The sequence below is a fragment of the Arthrobacter sp. NPDC097144 genome (genome assembly GCF_044762205.1).
In the GTDB taxonomy this organism is placed as follows: Bacteria; Actinomycetota; Actinomycetes; order Actinomycetales; family Micrococcaceae; genus Arthrobacter_B.
This window is the reverse complement of the sequence record NZ_JBIWDW010000003.1, coordinates 509,243-532,551: the sequence shown is the minus strand read 5'-3', so window position 1 is coordinate 532,551 and position 23,309 is coordinate 509,243. Positions and strand designations below refer to the sequence as shown.

19 protein-coding genes are annotated in these 23,309 nt (G+C 63.8%); 16 read left to right on the top strand and 3 right to left on the bottom strand.

Annotated elements, in window-relative coordinates:
* Positions 1-7 precede the first annotated feature (7 nt).
* Entirely contained in the window at positions 8-1,942 is a 1,935-nt protein-coding gene (locus tag ACIQXM_RS09595; RefSeq protein ID WP_400930804.1) for a hypothetical protein, read from the top strand.
* Positions 1,943-2,181: 239 nt separating this feature from the next.
* Positions 2,182-4,917 carry a pyruvate dehydrogenase (acetyl-transferring), homodimeric type gene (aceE, locus tag ACIQXM_RS09590; RefSeq protein ID WP_400930802.1) on the top strand — a complete coding sequence of 912 codons (2,736 nt, stop codon included), beginning with the start codon at positions 2,182-2,184 and terminating at the stop codon, positions 4,915-4,917.
* Positions 4,918-5,025: 108 nt separating this feature from the next.
* Here aceE and ACIQXM_RS09585 read toward each other — a convergent pair whose 3' ends face one another.
* On the bottom strand, positions 5,026-5,223 hold the full coding sequence (locus ACIQXM_RS09585; RefSeq protein ID WP_400930800.1) for a hypothetical protein: 198 nt from the start codon (positions 5,221-5,223) through the stop codon (positions 5,026-5,028).
* Positions 5,224-5,564: 341 nt separating this feature from the next.
* On the opposite strand from ACIQXM_RS09585, the gene uraD reads away from it, so the two are divergent.
* From uraD to ACIQXM_RS09555, 6 genes are all read left to right on the top strand, one after another.
* Entirely contained in the window at positions 5,565-6,059 is a 495-nt protein-coding gene (gene uraD / locus ACIQXM_RS09580; protein WP_400930798.1) for a 2-oxo-4-hydroxy-4-carboxy-5-ureidoimidazoline decarboxylase, read from the top strand.
* Positions 6,056-6,400 (top strand): hydroxyisourate hydrolase, encoded by a 345-nt coding sequence (gene uraH, locus ACIQXM_RS09575; protein ID WP_400930796.1) that lies wholly within the window; start codon positions 6,056-6,058, stop codon positions 6,398-6,400. The genes uraD and uraH overlap by 4 nt, the downstream gene beginning before the upstream one ends.
* Before the next feature lie 3 nt (positions 6,401-6,403).
* Positions 6,404-7,339, top strand: a complete 936-nt coding sequence (gene pucL, locus ACIQXM_RS09570; protein WP_400930794.1) for a factor-independent urate hydroxylase — start codon at positions 6,404-6,406, stop codon at positions 7,337-7,339.
* Between the two features lie 137 nt (positions 7,340-7,476).
* Positions 7,477-9,009 (top strand): nucleobase:cation symporter-2 family protein, encoded by a 1,533-nt coding sequence (locus ACIQXM_RS09565; RefSeq protein WP_400930792.1) that lies wholly within the window; start codon positions 7,477-7,479, stop codon positions 9,007-9,009.
* 488 nt (positions 9,010-9,497) lie between these two features.
* Positions 9,498-10,991, top strand: a complete 1,494-nt coding sequence (locus ACIQXM_RS09560) for an NCS1 family nucleobase:cation symporter-1 (protein ID WP_400930790.1) — start codon at positions 9,498-9,500, stop codon at positions 10,989-10,991.
* Between the two features lie 30 nt (positions 10,992-11,021).
* A complete protein-coding gene (locus ACIQXM_RS09555; protein WP_400930788.1) occupies positions 11,022-11,789 on the top strand; it encodes an aspartate/glutamate racemase family protein in 768 nt (255 codons plus the stop codon).
* Here ACIQXM_RS09555 and ACIQXM_RS09550 read toward each other — a convergent pair.
* Positions 11,776-12,534 (bottom strand): IclR family transcriptional regulator, encoded by a 759-nt coding sequence (locus tag ACIQXM_RS09550; RefSeq protein WP_400930786.1) that lies wholly within the window; start codon positions 12,532-12,534, stop codon positions 11,776-11,778. The genes ACIQXM_RS09555 and ACIQXM_RS09550 overlap by 14 nt on opposite strands.
* Before the next feature lie 227 nt (positions 12,535-12,761).
* Here ACIQXM_RS09550 and ACIQXM_RS09545 point away from each other — a divergent pair, with 227 nt between their 5' ends.
* From ACIQXM_RS09545 to allB, 8 genes are all read left to right on the top strand, one after another.
* Positions 12,762-14,165, top strand: coding sequence for an NADP-dependent malic enzyme (locus ACIQXM_RS09545; RefSeq protein WP_400930784.1), 1,404 nt, complete (start codon positions 12,762-12,764; stop codon positions 14,163-14,165).
* Positions 14,162-15,469: a DUF6986 family protein gene (locus tag ACIQXM_RS09540; RefSeq protein WP_400930782.1), complete on the top strand. Its 1,308-nt coding sequence runs from the start codon at positions 14,162-14,164 to the stop codon at positions 15,467-15,469. Before ACIQXM_RS09545 ends, ACIQXM_RS09540 begins: the two co-directional genes overlap by 4 nt.
* Positions 15,462-16,277, top strand: a complete 816-nt coding sequence (locus ACIQXM_RS09535) for a bifunctional allantoicase/(S)-ureidoglycine aminohydrolase (RefSeq protein ID WP_400930780.1) — start codon at positions 15,462-15,464, stop codon at positions 16,275-16,277. The genes ACIQXM_RS09540 and ACIQXM_RS09535 overlap by 8 nt, the downstream gene beginning before the upstream one ends.
* Before the next feature lie 272 nt (positions 16,278-16,549).
* Positions 16,550-17,332 carry a hydroxypyruvate isomerase family protein gene (locus tag ACIQXM_RS09530; RefSeq protein WP_400930778.1) on the top strand — a complete coding sequence of 261 codons (783 nt, stop codon included), beginning with the start codon at positions 16,550-16,552 and terminating at the stop codon, positions 17,330-17,332.
* Positions 17,333-17,405: 73 nt separating this feature from the next.
* Positions 17,406-18,332, top strand: a complete 927-nt coding sequence (locus tag ACIQXM_RS09525; protein ID WP_400930776.1) for a 2-hydroxy-3-oxopropionate reductase — start codon at positions 17,406-17,408, stop codon at positions 18,330-18,332.
* A 63-nt stretch (positions 18,333-18,395) separates the two neighbouring features.
* Positions 18,396-20,174 (top strand): glyoxylate carboligase, encoded by a 1,779-nt coding sequence (gene gcl, locus ACIQXM_RS09520; RefSeq protein ID WP_400930774.1) that lies wholly within the window; start codon positions 18,396-18,398, stop codon positions 20,172-20,174.
* Between the two features lie 19 nt (positions 20,175-20,193).
* On the top strand, positions 20,194-21,360 hold the full coding sequence (locus ACIQXM_RS09515) for a glycerate kinase (RefSeq protein ID WP_400930772.1): 1,167 nt from the start codon (positions 20,194-20,196) through the stop codon (positions 21,358-21,360).
* Complete coding sequence (allB, locus tag ACIQXM_RS09510) at positions 21,357-22,742, top strand: allantoinase AllB (RefSeq protein ID WP_400930770.1); 1,386 nt, start codon at positions 21,357-21,359, stop codon at positions 22,740-22,742. The genes ACIQXM_RS09515 and allB overlap by 4 nt, the downstream gene beginning before the upstream one ends.
* Positions 22,743-22,751: 9 nt before the next feature.
* Here allB and bcp read toward each other — a convergent pair whose 3' ends face one another.
* Positions 22,752-23,222, bottom strand: a complete 471-nt coding sequence (gene bcp / locus ACIQXM_RS09505) for a thioredoxin-dependent thiol peroxidase (protein ID WP_400930768.1) — start codon at positions 23,220-23,222, stop codon at positions 22,752-22,754.
* Between the last annotated feature and the right edge of the window lie 87 nt (positions 23,223-23,309).

Here is a 23,309-nt window from a genome sequence, read left to right as displayed (position 1 = left end):
CGCAGGCATGCAGGCTGCCAAGGACGGAGCAGATCAGGTTTCCGCCGGTGCTGTTGAGCTCAACGCCGGCGTTTCGAAGCTGGCAAAGGGTGCCGGCGACCTCCAGGTAGGCGCGGTGACCCTGTACGAAGGAACCGGTTCTGCGGTGGCTGGCACCGAGGCGCTGCTGGCCGGAGCCAACCGGGTAAATGCCGGGGCATCCGCACTCAGCGACGGCGTCAACAATGCTGCAGCCGGCTCAGCCAATTTGGCGTCGGGGGCTCGCGGCCTGTCCAACGGCATCAACGCCCTGGACGACGGCGGACCGCTGCTGCGCGACGGGGCAGCAGCGCTCCAAACCGGAATTCCTCTCGTCAACGGCGGCGCAGCCGTACTGGCAACCAGCGCGGATGCTGTTGCCGGCGGTGCGGCGACAGCATCCGCCGCTGCAGCAAACATGGTGGATCAGCTGCAGAATCTGCAGCAGGAGGCTCCCTCGCTGACTGCCGCCGAGCTGGCTGACCGGCTTGCCGCCCTCACAGCACAGGCGCAGGGCACCAAAGCCGGCGTGGACGGCATCGCTGCCGGTGCCACCAACTTCAGCAACGGCTACACCACCCAGCTTCAAGACGGCCTGGAGAAGGTTCGCTCCGGCGCTGTCGACGCCGGTGCCGGTGCCGCGGCGCTGGCCGCCGGAGTTCCCGCAGTCAGAGACGGCGGAATGCAGGTAGCTGCCGGAGCCGAGACGCTCAACAGCGGCATCCTCACCATCAAAGCCGGTTTCGACGGTCAGGGAACTGCCGAGGAACCCGGTTTGCGCAACGGAGCCAGGGGTGTGGCTGACGGTGCGGCAGCGCTTGCCGCCGGTTCCCTGCAGCTGCAGGGCGGAGCGAAGCAGATTGTTGACGGAGCCGGCTCGCTTGAAGCCGGTATCACGCAGCTGAGTGCCGGTTCCGCGGCCTTGGAAACGGGATCCGCTGACCTCGCAGACGGCAACGGGAAACTGGTTGCAGGTGCCGAACAGCTCGGGACCGGTGCTGAAACACTTGCTGCCGGAACACCGCTGCTTTCTGCGGGTGCGGGTGAGCTGGCCGCAGGCGCCGGAAAGTTGAACGTTGGCGCAACCGATCTCTCCACCGGAGCGACCACCCTTTCCGCCGGCCTCAACGTCTTGCGCACCGGTGCAGGCAGCCTCGCCCTCGGAAATGCTTCCATTGCTGACGGTGCAGGGAAACTGAATGCCGGCGCCGCTGCACTTGCCGACGGAACTGCAGCTTTGGAAACGGGCGCGGGACAGCTGGCAACCGGCGCCGAAACCCTGTCCACGGGGGCAGCGACTCTCTACGCAGGAACCGGTGAACTCTCCACCGGCCTGGGCACGCTCCGCAACGGTGCCGGAGCCCTGGCCGCCGGAAACGGCGCCATTGTTGAAGGCGCCGGCAGGCTCAATGCCGGTGCATCCGAACTGGCAGTGAAAACGCCGGAGCTGGTCACGGGAGCGGGCAAACTGGCCACCGGCGCGCAGACCCTCTCCGCTGGCTTGGTCACGCTGCAGACCGGAGCGGTGACGCTCTCGGAAGGCAATGACAAACTGGCCGACGGCGCCACCACCCTGTCCGAGGGCACCAGCAAGCTGGTCTCCGGCAGCGGTTCGCTGGCGGACGGCACCGTCAAGCTCGACGACGGCGCCAAGACTCTCGCCGAAGGTACCGGCACGCTGAAGGCCGGTACCGAGACACTGGCGGACGGCAATACCAAGGTTGCCGAGGGCAGTGCCACTCTGGCCGACGGAAACGGTGAGATCTCCGAGGGCGCTGACACCATGCGGGCCAGCACTACGGCAATGACTCCGGGCGAAATCATCACTTCCCCGAAGGTTCTGGCGCTGCTTCTTCCGCTGCTCCTGCTGATGATTCCCCTGGTCATGCTGGCCTCCGGCCGCCGGCGCAGGAACCAGCACTAGGAGTAACAGCACCGGAAGTTCCTCATTAATTTCGACTGAGAGGGCGGAGCCACAACGGCTCCGCCCTCTCAGCGCGTTCCCCTGCCATAAAAGATGGCCGCACCCACCATTCCCAACGCCACGGACTGCTATCGTGTTTGAAATAATTATTTCGCCTGATGAAATTAGGACCGTCATGGCGGTAATTATTCATACGTGCTTTTTAACGGGATTCTTGATCCTCATTGGAGAGGAAACACATGAGCGAAGACACAACGGACATCCTGAGCGGGTTAACCAACCAGCTCCCGGACCGTGACCCCGAGGAGACCGCGGAATGGATGCAGTCACTGGATGAACTGATCCGTTCCCAGGGCACCGAAAGAGCCCAGTACATTATGCGTTCGCTGCTCCAGCGCGCCGGTGCGCAGTCCGTGGGCGTGCCCATGGTCACCACTACCGACTATGTCAACACCATCCCGGTGGACCAGGAACCCGAGTTCCCGGGCGATGAAGAAGTTGAACGCCGCTACCGCGCCTGGCTGCGCTGGAACGCGGCCATTATGGTGCACCGCGCCCAGCGCCCGGGCATCGGCGTCGGCGGACACATCTCCACCTATGCCGGTGCCGCCACCCTGTACGAAGTGGGCATGAACCACTTCTTCCGGGGCAAGGACCATCCCGGCGGCGGAGACCAGATTTACTTCCAGGGTCACGCCTCCCCCGGCATGTACGCACGCGCTTTCCTGGAAGGCCGGCTGTCCGAAGAGGACATGGACGGCTTCCGGCAGGAGAAATCCCGCGAAGGACACGCCCTGTCCTCGTACCCGCACCCGCGTTCCATGCCGGACTTCTGGGAATTCCCCACCGTGTCCATGGGCATCGGTCCGATGAACGCGATCTACCAGGCGCAGTCCAACCGCTACCTGCAGAACCGCGGCATCAAGGACACCTCCGACCAGCATGTCTGGGCTTTCCTGGGCGACGGCGAAATGGACGAGCCCGAATCACGCGGCCTGCTCCAGCTCGCAGCCAACGACAAGCTCGACAACCTCACGTTCGTGGTGAACTGCAACCTGCAGCGCCTGGACGGACCGGTGCGCGGCAACGGCAAGATCATGCAGGAACTGGAAGCCTTCTTCCGCGGTGCCGGCTGGAACGTGATCAAGGTTCTGTGGGGCCGTGAATGGGACTCGCTGCTGGAAAAGGACAAGAACGGGGCGCTGGTGGACATCATGAACTCCACCCCCGACGGTGACTACCAGACCTACAAGGCCGAGAACGGCGGCTTTGTCCGCGATCACTTCTTCGGCAAGAGCCCCGAGACCAAGGAACTGGTCGCGAGCCTCACCGACGAGGAAATCTGGCAGCTCAAGCGCGGCGGACACGACTACCGCAAGGTCTACGCTGCGTACAAGGCCGCCACGGAATTCAAGGGCAAGCCCACTGTCATCCTGGCCCACACGGTCAAGGGCTACGGGCTGGGCACGCACTTCGAGGGACGCAACGCGACCCACCAGATGAAGAAGCTGACCCTGGATGACCTCAAGGCCTTCCGCGACCACCTGCGGATCCCGATCAGCGACGAGCAGCTCGAAGCCGACCCATACCAGCCGCCGTACTACCACCCGGGCACCGACGCTCCGGAGATCAAGTACATGCTCGAACGCCGCCGCGAACTCGGCGGCAATGTTCCCGAACGCCGCATCAAGCACGCACCCGTGAAACTGCCGCCCGCGGCTTCCTATGCCGTGGCCAAAAAGGGCTCCGGGAAGCAGATGGCAGCTACTACTATGGCGTTCGTTCGGCTGCTCAAGGACCTGATGCGGGATAAGGACTTCGGAGACCGCCTGGTCCCCATCGTCCCGGATGAGTCGCGGACCTTCGGCATGGATGCCTTCTTCCCGACAGCGAAGATCTACAGCCCGGACACGCAGAACTACCTGTCCGTGGACCGGGACCTGGTCCTGGCCTACAAGGAATCACCAACCGGAAAGTTGATCCACCCCGGCATCAACGAGGCCGGCGCGGTGGCAGCGTTTACCGCTGCCGGCACCGCGTACGCCACCCATGGCGAGCCCCTGGTTCCTATCTACGTGTTCTACTCGATGTTCGGATTCCAGCGTACGGGCGACTCCTTCTGGGCCGCTGCCGACCAGCTGACCCGGGGTTTTATTATTGGGGCCACGGCGGGCCGGACCACGCTGACCGGAGAGGGCCTGCAGCACGCCGACGGGCACTCCCCGATCCTGGCCTCCACCAACCCCGCGGTGAAGACCTACGACCCGGCCTACGGGTACGAGATCGGGCACATCATGCGCCACGGCCTTGAAGAGATGTATGGTCCGGATTCGAAGGATCCGAACCGGATGTATTACCTCACGGTCTACAACGAACCGATCCTCCAGCCGGCCGAGCCGGAGAACCTGGACGTGGAGGGTGTGGTCCGGGGGATTTACCGGGTGTCTGAATCGGCAGTGGCGGGGCCGAAGAGCCAGCTTCTGGCATCCGGCGTTGCCGTACCGTGGGCCCTGGAAGCGCAGAAACTGCTGGCAGAGGACTGGGGGGTCTCAGCGGATGTCTGGTCGGTAACCTCGTGGATCGAGCTGCGGCGCGACGGCCTGGCTGCCGAGGAAGAAGCTTTCCTGAACCCGGACGGCGAACGGCAGGTGCCCTTCGTGGCGCAGCAGCTGGCCGGCACCGAAGGCCCGATTGTGGCCGTCACGGACTATATGAAGGCAGTGCCGGACCAGATCCGCCAGTTCCTGCCCCGGGAGTTCGCGACCCTGGGGGCAGATGGCTTCGGGTTCTCCGACACCCGTGCCGCAGCCCGCCGGTACTTCAAGAACGATTCACATTCCATGGTCGTTCGGGCCTTGGAAATGCTCGCCAGCCGCGGCGACGTGGATGTCAACGCACCGACCGAAGCGATCAAGAAGTACGACCTGCTCAACGTCAACGCCGGAACCTCCGGCAATGCCGGCGGCGACGCCTGACACGGCAGACCCTGAACACAGCAGGGGGACCACCGCATCACGGTGATCCCCCTGCTGGCTGCGGGCCCTGCAGCCGCGGCAGAAGCCTCTGAATCCTTCCGGCCGGCTTTAGGCCGGCCGGTGCGGGCCGTCTTTCATAAACAGGGCGCGCAGTACCGGCAGGCCACGTACGCGCTGCACCATGCTGCGGCTCTCCCTCCGCGGCGGAAAGAAGAAATCCGGATCGGAGCCGCCGGTTTCATAGACATGTTCCTGAGCGGCTGCGTTGGACGATGGGGGCGGCATCCTCGACGGCGGTGTCTTCATGGTCGACCTTTCAATCCTGCGGTGGATTCAATCCTGTGGCGGATGCTTCATCAGGCAGACGCCCCGGAGACTCTTCGGGCGCACTACTCTTTGCGTCTATGTTTCACGATGCGAAATATCTCTGTTGGTATATGGAATACGCTAGGCCGTGGAGCAGCAGGGGTCAAGATGCTCCTGCCATCAAAATCAGTTCCACAAAGTCCTTGACAGCCCACATGTGACCGGCGTTACACTAATTCGAAATCTAATTTCCGTATTGCAGAAACATCGAATCAAGTCGATCCGTCGATGGTCAAGGGTGTTCAGCGCTGCATCGGATGCACTACGAAAGCTGACACCCTATGGACCTGCGTACCTTTAACGACTCCTCCCCTGCAGCAGCAGCTGCGGCGCTTCGACCCTGCCTGGACATTGACCGCTGGGTCCGGGAAATTGTCGATGCCCGCCCCTTCACTTCGGCGGCGGAGTTGACGGCATTCGCCGCCACGGCCGCTCCTGACTGGACGGCAGAGGAAATTGATGCCGCCCTGGCCCACCACCCCAGGATCGGCGAACGGGCTGCCGGCAGCGGAATCGAAGCCCGGCTCTCCCACCGCGAACAGTCCGGCGTCGCCGTCGTACCGGAAACCAGCGAGCTGCTCGCTGCCCGCAACGCCGCCTATGACCAGAAATTTGGCCGGGTCTTCCTGATCCGCGCAGCGGGCCGCAGCGCCGAGGACATCCTTGCCGCGCTGGAACGACGCCTCACCCACTCACCGCAGCAGGAACTGCCCATCATCGCCGGAGAGCTGCGCGAAATAGCGGTTCTCCGGCTGAAAGGAATGCTTACCCCATGACGGTCAGTCAGATCACCACCCACATTCTGGATCAGGTCACGGGCCGTCCCGCGGCCGGCGTCGGCGCAGTGCTTTACGCCGTTGCCGACGACGGCGGCGTGGAGGTGCTGGCCAAAGGCGTCACCAACACCGATGGCCGGATCAGGGACCTCGGCCCCGAGGAATTGCCCATAGGCGTCTACCGGATCGAATTTGCCACCGGGGAGTACTTCGCCGCCACCGGGACCGCCACTTTCTACCCCACGGTTTCCCTGACCTTCACCATGGACAACCCCGCCGAGCACTACCACGTACCACTTCTTCTCAGCCCGTTTGCCTTTTCAACCTATCGAGGGAGCTAGACAGTGACTGTTTCAAGCACCGCCACAGAATCCGCCACCGGCAACGACGCCGCAGGCCGCATCATCCTGGGCAAGAACCAGTACGGCAAGGCCGAAGTCCGGCTGGTTAAGATCAGCAGGGATACGGACCGCCACGAGATCGAAGACCTCAATGTTTCCTCGCAGCTGCGCGGCGATTTCGAGGCAGCGCACACCGAGGGCAACAACGGCAACGTGGTAGCCACCGACACCCAGAAGAACACGGTGTACGCCTTTGCACGTGACGGCGTCGGCTCCCCCGAAGCCTTCCTCCTGCGTCTCGCCGACCACTTCGTGTCCGGTTTTGACTGGGTCACGGGAGGCCGGTGGGAAGCAGAGCAGTATTCCTGGAACCGGATCCACGATCACGACCACGCTTTTTCCAAGGACAAGAGTGAAACCCGCACGGCCGTCCTGATCGCCGACGGCAACAAGCGCTATCTGGTGAGCGGACTTCAGGGCCTGACCGTACTCAAGTCAACAGGTTCCGAGTTCCACGGGTTTCCGCGGGACAAGTACACCACGCTGGGGGAAACCACCGACCGTATCCTGGCCACCGATGTCACTGCCCGCTGGCGCTTCGCGGACAATACGGTGCCCGCGGACTTCAACGAGACGTACGACGGCGTACGCTCGCTCCTGCTCAAGGGCTTCGCCGGCACCCATTCCCTTGCCCTGCAGCAGACCATGTTCGAAATGGGCAAGCTGGTGCTTGAGGCTTACCCGGACATAGCGGAAATCAAGATGTCCCTGCCGAACAAACATCACTTCCTGGTTGATCTGGCACCTTTCGGTCTTGATAACCCCAACCAGGTTTACTTTGCAGCAGACCGCCCGTACGGCCTGATCGAGGCCACCATTCAGCGCGAAGGCACCACTGCCGATCACGCCGTCTGGGAGAGCATCCCCGGGTTCTGCTAGCCCCAAGCCGCAGCGGCGCCGCCGATTCGGACTCCTCTCTGCAGCCGCCGGCGCCGCTGCCCCACTTTTCTTCACCGGTCACTTCCGACCCGCATCCTGATTCGCACGAGCTCATGAAGCCGACAAGGGAGTCTGCTATGAAATCTCACCGCGCCACCAAACCCTCACCCATTTCTGCTTCCGCCGGGCCGCCGCGCCCCGAGGATGAACGCCTTCCGCTGGGCCGCACGTTCGCTTACGGACTGCAGCACGTTTTGACGATGTACGGCGGAATCATTGCTCCGCCACTGATTATCGGCACGGCCGCCGGACTGGAGCAGAGCGAAATCGGCCTGCTTGTGGCTGCCTGTCTGTTCATCGGCGGTGCAGCCACTATCCTGCAGACCATGGGCGTGCCTTTTCTGGGCGCACAGCTGCCCCTGGTTCAAGGCACCTCATTCGCCTCCGTAGCCACCCTCGTAGCCATTGTGAACGGTGACGGTGGAATCCGGGCTGCCTTTGGTGCCGTTCTTGCGGCGGCACTGATCGGCCTCTGCATAGCTCCGTTCTTCGCCAAGATCATCCGCTTCTTCCCACCGGTGGTGACCGGAATCGTCATCACGACCATCGGGCTGACACTGATGCCGGTGGCCGCAAACTGGGCCATGGGCGGCAACGCCAAGGCTCCGGATTACGGCAGCACCTCCAACATCGGCCTGGCCGCCGCCACTCTCGCGATCGTCCTGCTGCTGAGCAAGGTCGGCAACGCCGCAATTTCCCGGCTTTCCATCCTGCTGGCCATTGTCCTGGGCACCCTTCTGGCACTGGTCCTGGGCAAGACCGATTTCTCCGGGGTCGGCGAGGGACCGGTGGTTGCCTTCCCGGCACCCTTCGCCTTCGGCCTGCCGACCTTCGAGCTGGCCGCCATCATTTCCATGACTATCGTGGTTCTGGTGATCCTGACGGAAACCACCGCAGACATCTTGGCGGTAGGCGAAATCGCCGGCACCAAGGTCGATTCCAAGCGCATCGCCAACGGTCTGCGTGCGGACATGCTCTCCAGCGCGGTTGCACCGGTCTTCAACACCTTTACGCAGAGCGCCTTTGCCCAGAACGTGGGCCTGGTGGCCATTACGGGCATCAAGAGCCGCTTCGTGGTTAGCGCGGGCGGGCTCATCCTGGTCATCCTGGGTTTGCTGCCCGTCCTGGGCCGCGTGGTCACCGCCATTCCGACGCCCGTCCTGGGCGGCGCCGGCGTGGTCCTCTTCGGCACGGTTGCCGCCTCCGGCATCCGCACGCTGGCCAAGGTGGATTACAAGGACAACATGAACCTGATCATCGTGGCGACCTCCGTTGGCTTTGGCATGATTCCCATTGCCGCGCCGGCCTTCTACGACAACTTCCCTGCCTGGTTCGGCACCATTTTCCACTCCGGCATCAGCTCGGCAGCGGTCATGGCCGTCCTGCTCAACCTGTTGTTCAACGAGCTCAAGGCAGGCAACCGTAAAGACTCCTCTGTCTTTGCAGCAGGCCCGCCCCGCATGGTGAGGGAGGACGAACTATCCGGCCTGGAAGACGGGGACTATTTCCAGGGCGGGAAACTGATCAACCGCGACGGTCAGGAAGTACCTATCCTGCCCGCCGCCCACGGCCCCGCCTCCACAGCGAACAACAACCTCCCGCCGCACTAGGATCCGGGACTCCCTGAGGCCCCGTCTTCTTTCGATGACGGGGCCTTCGGGAGTTCCAGCAGGGATCGTGCCGGGCAGACCGAGCCAAAATATCTCGTCAGATGAAATTTGTTGTTTCTATGGTGGAATAGTGTGATCCGTATTACAGTGTGCTCAGCATGAAGCGGCTTTCGGGGCATCTCCCCGCAGGGATACATTTCTCCGCCGCATAAGTCCTGTTCCGCATTCGCCCGATAGGTCCACCGCTATGACTGAGAGCTTCTCCTCCCGCAGCGAGGAACGCCGCCGGGGCGACAGGGCGTCCTGGCCCCCCGAGGCCATCGGCGCCTAGCAGCCGTCCCGCTTCCTTTCCCGTGCTGCCAGCCGGGATCCAATTAGCCGCACAGCTGGCCCGCGCTTGAACCCCTGCCGCTGTCATCGCGCACAGCCGCCTCCCCACACCATTCCCCTTCGGTGTTTTTGCGCACCCAAAATCTGACGAGGTTTCAATGACGAACCCCAAAATCAGTCCCGCTGCTCCCTTAACCACTCTGCCGCCGGACCTCAGCAGCCGCCTCTACAACACGGATTTGGCCCCCACCAGCCGTGAAGGCAGGAGATGGACCGGCTACAGCATCTTCACGCTTTGGGCCAATGACGTTCACAGCCTGGGTAATTATGCATTTGCCGTTGGCCTCTTTGCCCTTGGCCTGGGCGGCTGGCAGATTCTTCTGGCGCTCGGCATCGGCGCCGTGCTGCTGTTCCTGCTGCTGAATCTCTCCGGCTACATGGGCTTTAAGACCGGCGTCCCCTTTCCGGTGATGTGCCGCATCAGCCTGGGAATTCACGGTGCCCAGATTGGTGCCCTGCTGCGCGGAGGCGTGGCGATTGTTTGGTTCGGCGTCCAGACGTTCCTGGCATCAGTGGTTTTCCGGGTGATGCTTATTGCCCTGGCTCCCTCGCTGCAGCCGCTGGACAACAATTCCTTCCTTGGCCTCTCCACGCTCGGCTGGATCGCTTTCCTGGTCCTCTGGGTAGTACAGCTGACAATCGTCAGCTTTGGCATGGACATGATCCGCCGCTATGAAGCCTTCGCCGGGCCGGTAATCCTGGCCACCATGGTTGCCCTGGCGGTGTGGATGTTCTTCCAGGCCGGCGGCTCCATCGCCCTCGCGACGGACCGCGGACTCGAGGGCGGCGAAATGTGGCGGACCATTCTCGGCGGAGGCGCCCTGTGGGTGGCCATCTACGGAACCTTTGTCTTGAACTTCTGCGACTTCACCCGTTCCTCCGTGTCCCGGCGTTCCATCACGCTGGGGAACTTCTGGGGCCTGCCGGTCAACATGCTTGCGTTCGGCGTCATCGTCGTGGTTCTGGCCGGAGCGCAGTTCAAGATCGACGGCACCATCATTGAATCCCCCTCGGAAATCGTGTCCGCCATCCCCAACACACTGCTCCTGGTCCTGGCCTGCTTCGCCTTGCTGATCCTGACGGTCGCGGTCAACCTCATGGCCAACTTTGTTGCCCCCGTCTACGCCCTCACCAATCTCTTTCCGCGAAAACTGGACTTCCGCCGCGCTGCCATGGTCAGCGCAGTGATCGGACTGGTCATCCTGCCCTGGAACCTCTACAACAGCCCTGCCGTGATCGTGTACTTCCTGGGCGGTCTCGGCGCACTGCTCGGCCCGCTCTTCGGACTCATCATGGCCGACTACTGGCTGCTTCGCCGGGCACAGATCAATGTTCCCGACCTGTACACCGAGAACGCCGCCGGCACCTATTTCTACCGGTCAGGCGTAAACCCGAAAGCACTCGCAGCTCTGGTCCCCGCGGCCGCGGCTTCGCTCCTGGTTGCGTTTGTTCCCGCCCTGGCTCCGGCGGCGTCGTTCACCTGGTTCATCGGCGCTGCCCTTGCCGCATCCGTGTACTGGCTCCTTGCCGACCGGCAGGCGACCTACTCCGATGTGTCCGGCGAATCCATCGCCGTCGCCAGCCAGCACTAAGACTCTCCGCTATCCCCGAAAGGCACCCCCATGCGCATTCTGATTGTCAACGTCAACACCACCGCCTCCATGACCGACACCATAGCCGCCCAAGCCACGGCCGCAGCGTCCGCCGGCACCGAGATCATTGCCCTCACCCCGCGGTTCGGCGCCGAATCGGTGGAAGGGAACTTCGAGAGCTTCCTGGCCGCCGTTGCGGTGATGGACCGAGTCCTGTCCTACACCGAGCCCTTCGACGCGGTCATCCAGGCGGGTTACGGCGAACATGGCCGTGAAGGGCTTCAGGAGCTCCTGGACGTGCCGGTGGTGGACATTACCGAGGCAGCCGCCAGCACGGCCATGTTCCTGGGCCACAAGTACTCAGTGGTCACCACACTTGACCGCGCCGTACCCCTGATTGAGGACCGGCTGAAGCTCGCCGGCCTTGAGGCCCGCTGCGCCTCCGTCCGGGCCTCCGGCATGGCCGTGCTGGAATTGGAGGAGGAGCCCGAACGCGCTGTGGCAAGCATCGTCGCGCAGGCAGAGCGGGCCGTGGCCGAAGACCATGCCGAGGTAATAGTCCTGGGCTGCGGCGGCATGTCCGGTCTCGATGCCGAAATCCGCTTGGCCACCGGCGTTCCGGTAGTGGACGGCGTGTCCGCCGCCGTCGTTATTGCCGAGGGGCTGGTCCGGCTGGGCCTCTCCACGTCCAAGGTCCGCACCTATGCCCCGCCACGCCCCAAGAAGGTCACCGGCTGGCCCCTAACCACTGAGGCTGGGGCCGGCGTTCCGCGCAGTGCAGCCGCTAAAGACCGCTGAACTCCGCGGAAATGGCATCCGCAGCGGAGCGCAGCAGGGGAACGGCCCGGGTTGCAAAGCTCTCGTCCACCCGGGAGATCGGACCTGAAACGGAAATGGCTGTGGGAGTGGGCGCGTCAGGAACGGCAATCGCGAAGCAGCGCACGCCAATCTCCTGCTCCTGCTCATCGATCGAGTACCCGCGTTCCCGGATCTGTGCCAGTTCGGCCAGCAGATCATCAACGGTGCTGATGCTCTTTTCGGTGGGCACCGGCATTCCGCTGCGTGCGACGATCTGCCGGACTTTTTCATCCGGCAGCTGGGCCAGGATTGCCTTCCCCACGCCTGTGGCGTGGGTATGTGCCCGGCGCCCCACTTCGGTAAACATCCGCATGGAGTGCTGGGAGGGAACCTGGGCGATGTACACCACCATGTCCGAGTCCAGCACCGCCATATTGGAGGTCTCGCCGAGTTCATCCACCAGCTTCTTGAGCTGCGGAAGGGCCAGCGAACCAAGCTGTTTGTTGGCACCCTCACCCAGGCGGATCAGGCGCGGACCCAATGCATAGCGGCGGTTGGGCAGCTGCCGGGCATAGCCCAGGGCCACCAGCGTGCGCAGCAGCCGATGAATAGTGGGAAGTGGAAGCTCGGTGGAGGCGGAGAGCTCACTCAGCGTTACGGCTCCGCCGGCATCCGCGATGAGCTCGAGCAGTCCAAAAACACGTTCCACAGACTGCACGCCGGAACCAGCGGTTTTTTCGGCCATGAGTGATCCTTCCCCGATGCATTTCGTAGAAAGTTTATCGCATGGCGGAAACATTCCCTTGTGCTCCACACAGTATCGGCCAGCCCTGAAACGCACCAGCGTCCCGGCGGACACGGCGAAGACTGACGTACCAAAGGTCTTGTTTTTCCATAAAGCAGACAATAATATCCATATTACGGAATTACTTACCGCAGCACATTTCCCGTGCCGCTTCCAAGGAGGAATCAATGGCGAATCCCAGTCCCGGAAATTCGATCACGTACCGGGCCGATGCCCCTGCCGGATCCAGCGCAGCCAGCGACCTCGCAGCCGCCGTCGGCTCGGCGGGCGCCACTCTTACCTCCCTTGAGGTCGTGGAATCATCCCACCGCAGCCTGGTTGTAGATGTCACCTGCAATACAAGCGATCCCGAGCATGCCATTCAGGTAGAGAAAGCCCTGAACCAGGTGGCCGGCGTAACCGTCCGCGAAGCCCGGGACCGCACCTTCGATATGCACCTGGGCGGAAAGATCGCAGTGGCCCCCAAGGTTGCACTGCGGAACAGTGACGATTTGTCCCGCGCCTACACCCCGGGCGTTGCCCGCGTCTGCATGGCAATAGCGGAAAACCCGGCTGAAGCCCGGCGCCTCACGATCAAACGCAACACGGTGGCCGTGGTCAGCGATGGATCCGCTGTTTTGGGTCTGGGCAACATTGGACCTGCCGCTTCGCTGCCTGTCATGGAGGGCAAGGCGGCGCTGTTCAAGCAGTTCGCCGACGTCGACGCCTGGCCCGTAGTGCTGGACACCCAGGACACAGAAGAGATTATTCGGATCGTCAAGGCCCTGGCGCCGGGGTATGGCGGAGTGAATCTGGAAGACATTGCCGCTCCCCGCTGCTTTGAGATCGAGCGCCGGCTCCGGGAAGAGCTGGACATTCCGGTATTCCACGATGACCAGCACGGCACCGCGATCGTCACACTGGCTGCGCTGACGAACGCCCTGCGGCTCGTCGGCAAGAACATTGAAGACGTCCGCATCGTCGTCTCCGGCGTAGGCGCCGCTGGCTCCGCCATCATTGCCCTCCTCAAGGCACAGGGCGCCACTTCCATCGTGGCCGCAGGCCGCAGCGGAACCATCCACTCACGCCAGGACCACTCCGACGAACACCGCCGCTGGATTGCCGAAAACACCAATCCCTCAGGATTCGAGGGCAGCCTGAAGGATGCACTCAAAGGTGCCGACGTGTTTATCGGCGTCAGCGCCCCCAACATCCTGGACGAGGCGGACATTGCCGCCATGGCGCCCAACGCCGTCGTTTTCGCCATGGCCAATCCAACCCCGGAGGTGGACCCTGCGGCCGCCGCCAGGCACGCGGCCGTCGTGGCCACCGGCCGCAGCGATTTCCCCAACCAGATCAACAACGTCCTGGCCTTCCCCGGGCTGTTCCGCGGCCTGCTCGACGCCGGAGCGTCGGACATCACCACCGAAATGCTGGTAGCGGCTGCCCGGGCCATCGCTGACCGGGTCTCTCCCGACGAGCTCACGGCGTCCTATATTGTTCCCAGCGTTTTTGATCCGCTGGTCGCTGCCAACGTTGCGGCCGCGGTACAGACCGTAGCCCGCGGCAACCAGGAACAGGGAACCAAATGAGCACCGCCAATTCCGCGGCTGCGGCGGTCCGCACCCTGGCCCTGGGCGAATCCGAGCGACGAAAGATAGCCGAGTCCCTCGCCGCGACCGACGCCCTCCTCGCCTCGGCCTATCCCGGAGACGATGGCAGCCGCCAGCCCGTACACACTGCTTATATCCCCGCAGATACCTTCAACGCCGGCCTGCCGCTGCAGTGGGGCACCACCGCATTGGCAGCCGCCGACGCCCAGGGCGGATTGGAAGCAGTGGCCGCCGCGCTGGGTTTCGCCAATCCGGCCACCCTGGCCGGATTGGTGGAGCGCAAGCTCGGAGCCGAGCCGATCGAGGACCTCAGGCTGGATTTTGAGGACGGGTTCGGTTCACGGCCGGACACCGAAGAGGACGCCCACGCCCTGGCCGCGGGACGTGAGGTCAGCGACGCCGTACGCTCCGGCTCCGCTCCGCCCTTTATCGGCATCCGCTTCAAGTGCTTCGAAGAAGCCACCCGTGAACGCGGGCTGCGCACTTTGGATCTGTTCATTTCCTCGCTCCTGGAACACGGCGAGCTGCCCGATGGCCTGGTCCTGACACTGCCCAAAGTCAGTACAGTGGCGCAGGTCCAGGCCATGGACTATGCCTGCGGCCGGCTTGAGGAAGTCCACGGACTGCAGCCGGGACGGCTGCGCTTTGAGGTGCAGATGGAAACCCCTCAGCTGATCCTGGCTGCAGACGGCACTGTACCCGTGGCCCGGTTGCTGCATGCCGCCTCGGGCCGCATATCCGCACTTCATTACGGCACCTATGACTACAGCGCCTCATTGGAGATCTCCGCTGCCTATCAGTCCATGGAGCATCCGGCAGCGGATTATGCCAAACAGGTGATGCAGGTTGCAGTTGCCGGCACCGGTGTCCGGATCTCCGACGGCTCCACCAATGTGCTGCCGATCGGCACCCCGGAAAACGTTGCCTCCGCCTGGGCCCTGCATTCGCGCCTGGTGGCCCGCTCCCTGGCTGCCGGATATTACCAGGGCTGGGATCTGCACCCTGCCCAGCTGGTGACACGCTACCTCGCCACCTACGACTTCTACCGTTCCGGATTCAGCGCAGCGGCACTGCGGCTGAAGAACTATGTGCACAAAATCGAGAGCACCATTTTGGACGAGCCCGCAACCGCCCGTGCACTGGCGCGGTTCATCCACCGCGGCTTGGCCTGCGGCGCCCTCACCAGCGATGAAGTTTCAGGGGAAGCCGGCGTCAGCATTGCCGAACTTACCCTCCTTGCCCATCCCAAAGTCTCCAACAGAAGCGGATCCTCCCATGAATAAAACCGGCTACTACGCCCCTGACTCCACCCTCCCCCCGCAGACGGCCCTCCTCTCGGACCGCGCCGTAGTCACCGAGGCCTACACCGTGATTCCCCGGGGTGTCATGCGGGACATCGTGACCTCGGTGCTGCCGGAATGGGACGGGACGCGGGCGTGGGTTCTGAACCGGCCCGTATCCGGCGGCGCCACCACGTTTGCCCAGTACCTCATGGAGGTTGCCCCCGGCGGCGGCGCGCAAAAGCCGGAGCCGCAGGAAACCGTGGAGTCCTTCATCTTCCTGCTGGAGGGCGCATTGAGCCTGACCATCGAAGGCGAGCGGCATGAGCTTACGCCGGGCGGCTTTGCCTACCTTCCGCCGGCATCCAACTGGCAGGCAGCAAACGACGGCGGTGAACTGGTGAAGTTCCAGTGGATCCGCAAGGCCTACGAACCGCTCGCCGGGCACACGCCCAAGGTGGTTGTGGGCAACGAGAAAGACATTGCCCCGGGAGCAATGCCGGAAACGGACAACAAATGGCGCACCACGCGCATGCTTCCCGTGGACGACCTCGCCTATGACATGCACATCAATGTGGTCACGTTTGAGCCGGGCGCGTCCATCCCGTTCGCTGAAACCCATGTCATGGAGCACGGGCTCTACGTCTTGGAAGGCAAGGCCGTCTACCGCCTGAACGAGGACTGGGTGGAAGTCCAGGAGGGTGACTACATGTCCCTGCGTGCCTTCTGCCCGCAGGCCTGCTATGCCGGCGGGCCGTCGAATTTCCGCTACCTGCTGTACAAGGACGTCAACCGCCAGATCCGCCTCTAGCCCGCCGGTGGGGTGCCGGTCCGCTTCGCGATGCAGACCGGCACCGCCAACGGGCCCATCGATTACGGCTCCGTCTCCGGCGCGCTGTCCCGGCGCCGGGGCGGAGCCGTAAGTGTGTGCCGGCATCTGTTGACAGTGGCCCTCATCACTCTTAGGCTTTTCACTAACCAAAACTTAAATTCCACCATATGAAATGTATATCGAATGTGTGGATGTGAAACAGGTAAGTTCATCCCGGCGCAGCGAAGCGCCGGAATCTGCAAGGAGAAACCATGGCCTACACCGTCAACTGCTCCATCCTCCTGACGGAGCTTCCGCTCCTTGAGCGTCCCGCAGCTGCCAAGGCCGCAGGATTCGACCAAGTGGAATTCTGGTGGCCGTTCGCGGCCTCGGTTCCAACAGATGCAGAAGTAACAGCTTTCGAGCGTGCCATTACGGATGCCGGAGTTCAGCTCACGGGACTGAATTTCAATGCCGGTGACATGCCCGGCGGTGACCGCGGACTTGTGTCCTGGCCGGCCCGGGCCCGGGAATTCCGGGACAATCTGGATGTAGTGGCCGGAATTGGCGGGCGTCTGGGCTGCACCGGATTCAACGCCCTGTACGGCAACCGCACCCCCGACTCCACGCCTGAGGAACAGGACGCCCTGGGGGTGGAGAACCTGGTGCTGGCCGCAGCGGCCGTGGCCCCCATTGGGGGAACCGTTCTGCTGGAACCCGTCAGCGGTGCAGAGCACTACCCCGTCAAGACGGCCCGTGACGCCCTCGAGATCATAGGCAAGGTCCACGCAGAGGGCACCCTCAACGTAAAACTGCTCGCCGATTTCTATCACCTCTCGGTCAACGGCGACAACGTGGACGCCGTTATCGCCGAGCACGCTGCGGACTTTGGACACATCCAGATCGCCGACGCTCCGGGGCGGGGCGCGCCGGGCACCGGAGACCTTCCGCTGGGTGACTGGATCGCCGCCAGCCGCAGGCTCGGCTATCAGGGCAGCATCGGACTGGAGTACAAGGACGACGCCGCCAGCGCCTTCAGCTGGCTCATCCGCTGAAGCCACCGGCGGCGCCGGCACTCTTCCACCTAAAGTTTTTCCGGCAGTGACGCCGGACCGAAAGGAACCTCTCATGTCTTCAGAATCAGCATCCTCCGGGTCCTCGGCACCCGCAGCCAGCAACGTCGCCGTCATCGGCCTGGGCATCATGGGCCTGCCGATGGCCGTCAACCTGGTCAAGGCCGGCCACACCGTGACCGGCTACAACCGCAGCTCGGCCAAGGTAGACAAGCTGGTTGCCGAGGGCGGCCACGGCGCAGCCAGCGTGGCTGAAGCAGTCAAGGACGCGGATGTCATCATCACCATGGTTCCGGATTCACCGGACGTGGAAGCGGTCGTCCTCGGCAAGGACGGCATCCTCGCAAATGCCAAGTCCGGAGCGTACTGGGTTGATGCCAGTACCATCCGCCCCGATGTGGCCGTTCGTCTGGCCGGCGAGGCACAGGAAGCCGGAATCCATGCAGTGGACGCTCCCGTTTCCGGCGGCGAGCAGGGCGCCGTTGAAGGCACGCTTTCCATCATGGTTGGCGGCGGCAAGGACGACGTTGAAGCTGTACGCCCCGTCCTTGAGTCCGTTGGATCCACCATTGTCCATGTGGGACCCGCCGGTTCAGGCCAAACCGTCAAGGCTGCCAACCAGCTGATCGTGGCCGGAACCATCCAGCTGGTGGCCGAGGCCTTGGTATTCCTTGAAGCGCACAGCGTGGACACCGACGCAGCCGTCAAGGTCCTTGCCGGCGGCCTGGCGGGCAACCGCATCCTGGACCGCAAGGCCGCCAACATGGCAGCTCGCAGCTTCGAGCCCGGCTTCCGCGTGGACCTGCACCACAAGGACCTGGGCATTGTCACCTCTGCCGCCCGCGAGGCCGGCGTCGCTATCCCGCTTGGCGCGCTCACCGCCCAGCTCATGGGGGCCCTCCGGGCATCCGGCCACGGCTCTCTGGACCACTCCGCGCTTCTGCTCCTGGTGGAGCAGCTCTCCGGACGATCCGCCAACTAAACCGTTCAGCGGTTCGCTTTCTTTTCGCATCATTTGTCAGCGCCGACACATCAGGAGACTTTCATGCCCAAAATGCGCGCAGTAGACGCCGCAGTACTCATCCTGGAGAAGGAAGGCGCCACCCAGGCGTTCGGCCTGCCGGGAGCAGCAATCAACCCCTTCTATTCCGCAATGCGTGCCCACGGCGGCATTCACCATGTCCTCGCCCGCCACGTCGAGGGCGCCACGCACATGGCTGAAGGGTTCACCCGGGCCAAGGCCGGAAACATCGGCATCTGCATCGGCACCTCCGGCCCCGCAGGCACGGACATGATTACCGGCCTGTACTCCGCCTGGGCTGACTCCATTCCGATTCTCTGCATCACCGGACAGGCCCCCGTGTCCAAGCTGCACAAGGAAGACTTCCAGGCAGTCGACATTGCCTCGATTGCCAAGCCCGTCACCAAGATGGCCATGACCGTCCTGGAAGCCGCCCAGGTTCCCGGTGCCTTCCAGAAAGCCTTTTACGAAATGCGCTCCGGGCGTCCCGGACCGGTGCTGCTGGACCTGCCGATTGACGTGCAGCAGACGGTGATCGATTTTGATCCGGACACCTACGAGCCGCTGCAGGTTTCCAAGCCCGCTGCCACGCGCAAGCAGCTGGCCAAGGCACTGGATATGCTCACCGCCGCGCAAAAGCCGTTGATCGTGGCCGGCGGCGGCATCGTCAACGCCGACGCCGCCGCAGAGCTCACCGAGCTGGCCGAGCTGCTGGACATCCCCGTGATCCCCACCCTCATGGGCTGGGGCACCATCCCGGATGACCACCGCCTGATGGCAGGCATGGTGGGCCTGCAAACCTCACACCGCTACGGCAACGCCACGATGCTGGAATCGGATTTCGTCCTTGGCGTGGGCAACCGCTGGGCCAACCGCCACACCGGAGCCCTGGAGGTCTACACCAAGGACCGCACCTTCGTGCATATCGACATTGAGCCCACTCAAATTGGCCGCGTCTTCGCTCCTGACTTCGGGATTGTGTCCGACGCCGGTGCGGCCCTGCGCGGACTGATCGAGCTGGCCCGCGAACGCAAGGCCGCCGGAACCCTGCCGGACCGCTCCGAGTGGGTGGCCTCATGCATCCAGCGAAAAGCGACCCTCCAGCGCAAGACGCACTTTGACACCGTGCCCATGAAGCCGCAGCGCGTCTACGAAGAAATGAACAAGGCCTTTAGCCGCGACACCCGGTACGTTTCCACCATCGGGCTCTCCCAGATTGCCGGCGCCCAGTTCCTGCACGTCTACCAGGCGCGCAACTGGATCAACTGCGGCCAGGCCGGGCCCCTGGGCTGGACCGGGCCGGCGGCGCTGGGCGTGGTCCAGGCCGACCGTTCAGTTCCCGTGGTGGCCCTGTCCGGCGACTACGACTTCCAGTTCATGATCGAGGAGCTGGCGGTGGGCGCGCAGTTCAAGCTCCCCTACATCCACGTAGTGGTCAACAACTCCTATCTGGGACTCATCCGTCAGGCCCAGCGCAACTTCGAAATGGATTACCACGTCTCTCTCGCCTTCGAGAACGTCAATTCGCCTGAATTGGAAGGCTACGGCGTGGACCACCTCAAGGTGGCCGAGGGCCTGGGCTGCAAGGCTATCCGGGTGCGCGAGGCCGATGACCTGCAAGCAGCCTTTGAAAAGGCCCGCGCACTGATGGCCGAATACTCGGTTCCGGTGGTCGTGGAGATCATCCTGGAAAAGGTCACCAACATTGCCATGGGGGGTGCCGGCATCGATGCGATTAACGAATTCGAAGATCTCGCCATCAGCGCGGCCGACGCGCCCACGGCAATTGCCGCCATTGCCTAGCACCGGCAAGCCGGCCGTCATGCGCATTGTTATTGCCCCGGACAAATTCAAGGGCTCGCTTTCGGCGGCCCAGGTGGCCACGCACCTGGGCCGCGGGATCCGCGTTGCCCTTCCCGGCGCGGATATCGTTTCGGTTCCCGTGGCCGACGGCGGCGAAGGCACCCTGGATGCCGCCGTCGGCGCAGGCTACGAACGCGTTGCCGTGACCGTCTCCGGCCCCACCGGGGAACCCCTCGCCTCCGCCTTTGCCCGGCAGGGGCACCGGGCGGTGGTGGAAATGGCCGCGGCCTCCGGCCTGGACGTCCTGCCGGGGGGAACGCTCGACGCCGGAGGCGCCACCAGCCTTGGCACCGGGGAACTCATCCGGGCGGCGCTGGATGCCGGCTGTACCGAAATTGTCATTGGAGTGGGAGGCAGCGCCTGCACCGACGGCGGAGCCGGCCTCCTCCAGGGCCTTGGCGCGGTGTTTACTGACGATGCCGGGGCACCGCTGCCCCGCGGCGGCCTGCCGCTGGCCACCCTGGCCCGTGTCACCCTGGACAGCCTTGACCGGCGCCTGCCCGGGGTCCGCTTTGTCCTGGCCGGCGATGTGGACAACCCACTTCTCGGAACGCGGGGAGCCGCTGCGGTGTTCGCTCCGCAGAAGGGCGCCTCGGCGTCGGTCGCGGCCGAGCTCGATGCCTCCCTGAAGCACTATGTGGAGGTCCTCGCCCGGACGGCTGGCCCCCACGTGTGGACGGCCGCAAATGCGCCGGGCGCCGGCGCAGCGGGGGGAGTCGGCTTTGCCGCGCTGGCCGTCCTGGGCGCGGAGCGGCGGCCGGGCGTCGACGTCGTCCTGGAGCTTGCCGGCCTGGCGGAGAAGATCAGGTCAGCGGATCTGGTTATCACCGGCGAAGGAAGCTTGGACGAGCAGACCCTGGGCGGGAAAACACCCCTGGGAGTGGCCAGGCAGGCCGCTGCCGCGGGAATCCCCGTCATTGCCGTCTGCGGCCGCAGTACTCTCACGGCACCGCAGCTGCAGGCCGCGGGTTTCCTGCAAACCTACGCGCTCACCGAAATCGAGCGCGACACCACCATCTGCATGACCAAGGCCGGCCCGCTGCTCGAACAGCTGGGACAGTCTTTGGGAGCCTATTTCGAAGCATGGCACCGTCTTGGCGCCCGCACAAAGGAGTACTCAGAATGACCTCTCACCCGTCCACCGCCACCGGGCCGGCACCCATTTCCGACGCCGCATCGCTCGATCTGGTTTTTAGGGGCCGGAATATCATGACCACTGCGGGCGTCGCCCCGCGCGAGGTAGGGGTGCGCGACGGCGTGATCGTGGCGATCGAGCCGCTGGGCAACAACCTGCAGGGCGCCCGGATCATTGAACTGGCCGATGACGAAACGCTGCTTCCGGGGCTGGTGGACACCCACGTCCACGTCAACGAGCCCGGCCGCACGGAGTGGGAGGGTTTCGCCTCGGCCACCCGCGCAGCTGCTGCCGGAGGCGTGACCACCATCATCGACATGCCCCTGAACAGCATTCCCGCTACGGTGAACGCCGAAGCCCTGCAGGTCAAACGGGCCGTCGCGAAGGACCAGGCGTTTATCGACGTCGGGTTCTGGGGCGGAGCCATTCCGGGAAATACCAATGACCTGCGCGGCCTCCACGACGAAGGCGTCTTTGGCTTCAAGTGTTTCCTGCTTCATTCCGGCGTGGATGAGTTCCCTCATCTTGAGGCGGACGAGATGGAAAAGGACATGGCCGAGCTCAAGACCTTCGACTCGCTGATGATTGTCCACGCGGAGGACTCCCGGTCCATCAACCGAGCGCCGACCGCCGAGGGTGACCAGTACGGCCGCTTCCTTGCCTCTAGGCCGCGGGGCGCCGAAAACATCGCCATTGCCGAGGTCATTGAACGGGCCCGCTGGACCGGAGCACGGGCGCACATCCTGCACTTGTCCTCCTCCGATGCGCTGCCCATGATTGCCAGTGCCAAACGGGACGGCGTGAAGCTCACGGTGGAAACCTGCCCGCATTACCTGACTCTGCTGTCCGAGGAAATCCCCAACGGCGCCACCGCGTTCAAGTGCTGCCCGCCCATTCGGGAGGCCTCCAACCGGGAATTGCTGTGGCAGGGCCTGGAAGACGGCATCATCGACTGCATCGTGTCAGACCATTCGCCGTCAACGTTGGATCTCAAGGATCTGGAGAACGGCGACTTCGGCGTGGCCTGGGGAGGCGTGTCATCCCTGCAGCTGGGCCTGTCACTGATTTGGACCGAGGCACGCCGGCGCGGAATTGCGCTGGAGACCGTGGTGTCGTGGATGTCCAAGCGGCCGGCCGAGCTGGCCCGCCTGACGCGGAAGGGCCAGCTGGCCTTGGGCTTTGATGCCGACTTTGCGGTATTTGCCGCTGATGACAGCTATGTGGTGAACGTGGAGAAGCTTCACCACAAGAACCCCATCAGCCCCTACCAGGGCAAGCCGCTTGCCGGCGTCGTCCGCAGGACCTACCTGCGCGGCACGGAGGTGGACGGCGTCACGCCCACCGGCAAGCTCATCCGCCGGGGTACTGCCTAGAGCTCCCCGTCAGGAACCAGCGAGCTCTTTGCGCAGTCTCGCCACATGGCCCTGGGCGCTGACGTTGTACTCTGCGGACCGCACCGCACCGTCAGCGCCCACGACCACAGTGGAACGGATAAGGCCCACCGAGGACTGTCCGTTGAATTCCTTCTCACCCCAAGCCCCATACGCTTTGGCCACTGCTGAGTCGGGATCCGAAAGCAGCGGAAACGTCAGCTGCTCATCCTCCGCGAAGCGTGCCAGCGCCTCGGGCTGATCGGGTGAAACCCCCACTACGTCATAACCGTCACGCTGCAGTGCGGACAGGTTGTCCCGGAAATCGCAGGCTTCGGTGGTGCAGCCGGGAGTGGCAGCCTTGGGATAGAAATAGACCACCACGCCGCGGCCGGAAAAATCGGCAAGTGAAATGTGCCGGCCTTCGGCGTCGGAAAGGGAAAAAGCGGGAGCAGCATCACCGGGGGAGAGCTTGGCAGCCAAGGGGTCCTCGTCATCGTTGGGTTGGACAGAAACTCGCTCCGGTTATTCCACTGGGCGGAATAACTATTCTGTGAAGCGATAATATTT

Coding starts and splice junctions, on each gene's coding strand:
- ACIQXM_RS09595 (WP_400930804.1), top strand. CDS start 8: ATGCAGGCTGCCAAGGACGGAGCAGATCAGGTTTCCGCCGGTGCTGTT.
- aceE (WP_400930802.1), top strand. CDS start 2,182: ATGAGCGAAGACACAACGGACATCCTGAGCGGGTTAACCAACCAGCTC.
- ACIQXM_RS09585 (WP_400930800.1), bottom strand. CDS start 5,223: ATGAAGACACCGCCGTCGAGGATGCCGCCCCCATCGTCCAACGCAGCC.
- uraD (WP_400930798.1), top strand. CDS start 5,565: ATGGACCTGCGTACCTTTAACGACTCCTCCCCTGCAGCAGCAGCTGCG.
- uraH (WP_400930796.1), top strand. CDS start 6,056: ATGACGGTCAGTCAGATCACCACCCACATTCTGGATCAGGTCACGGGC.
- ACIQXM_RS09565 (WP_400930792.1), top strand. CDS start 7,477: ATGAAATCTCACCGCGCCACCAAACCCTCACCCATTTCTGCTTCCGCC.
- ACIQXM_RS09560 (WP_400930790.1), top strand. CDS start 9,498: ATGACGAACCCCAAAATCAGTCCCGCTGCTCCCTTAACCACTCTGCCG.
- ACIQXM_RS09555 (WP_400930788.1), top strand. CDS start 11,022: ATGCGCATTCTGATTGTCAACGTCAACACCACCGCCTCCATGACCGAC.
- ACIQXM_RS09550 (WP_400930786.1), bottom strand. CDS start 12,534: ATGGCCGAAAAAACCGCTGGTTCCGGCGTGCAGTCTGTGGAACGTGTT.
- ACIQXM_RS09545 (WP_400930784.1), top strand. CDS start 12,762: ATGGCGAATCCCAGTCCCGGAAATTCGATCACGTACCGGGCCGATGCC.
- ACIQXM_RS09540 (WP_400930782.1), top strand. CDS start 14,162: ATGAGCACCGCCAATTCCGCGGCTGCGGCGGTCCGCACCCTGGCCCTG.
- ACIQXM_RS09535 (WP_400930780.1), top strand. CDS start 15,462: ATGAATAAAACCGGCTACTACGCCCCTGACTCCACCCTCCCCCCGCAG.
- ACIQXM_RS09530 (WP_400930778.1), top strand. CDS start 16,550: ATGGCCTACACCGTCAACTGCTCCATCCTCCTGACGGAGCTTCCGCTC.
- ACIQXM_RS09525 (WP_400930776.1), top strand. CDS start 17,406: ATGTCTTCAGAATCAGCATCCTCCGGGTCCTCGGCACCCGCAGCCAGC.
- gcl (WP_400930774.1), top strand. CDS start 18,396: ATGCCCAAAATGCGCGCAGTAGACGCCGCAGTACTCATCCTGGAGAAG.
- ACIQXM_RS09515 (WP_400930772.1), top strand. CDS start 20,194: ATGCGCATTGTTATTGCCCCGGACAAATTCAAGGGCTCGCTTTCGGCG.
- allB (WP_400930770.1), top strand. CDS start 21,357: ATGACCTCTCACCCGTCCACCGCCACCGGGCCGGCACCCATTTCCGAC.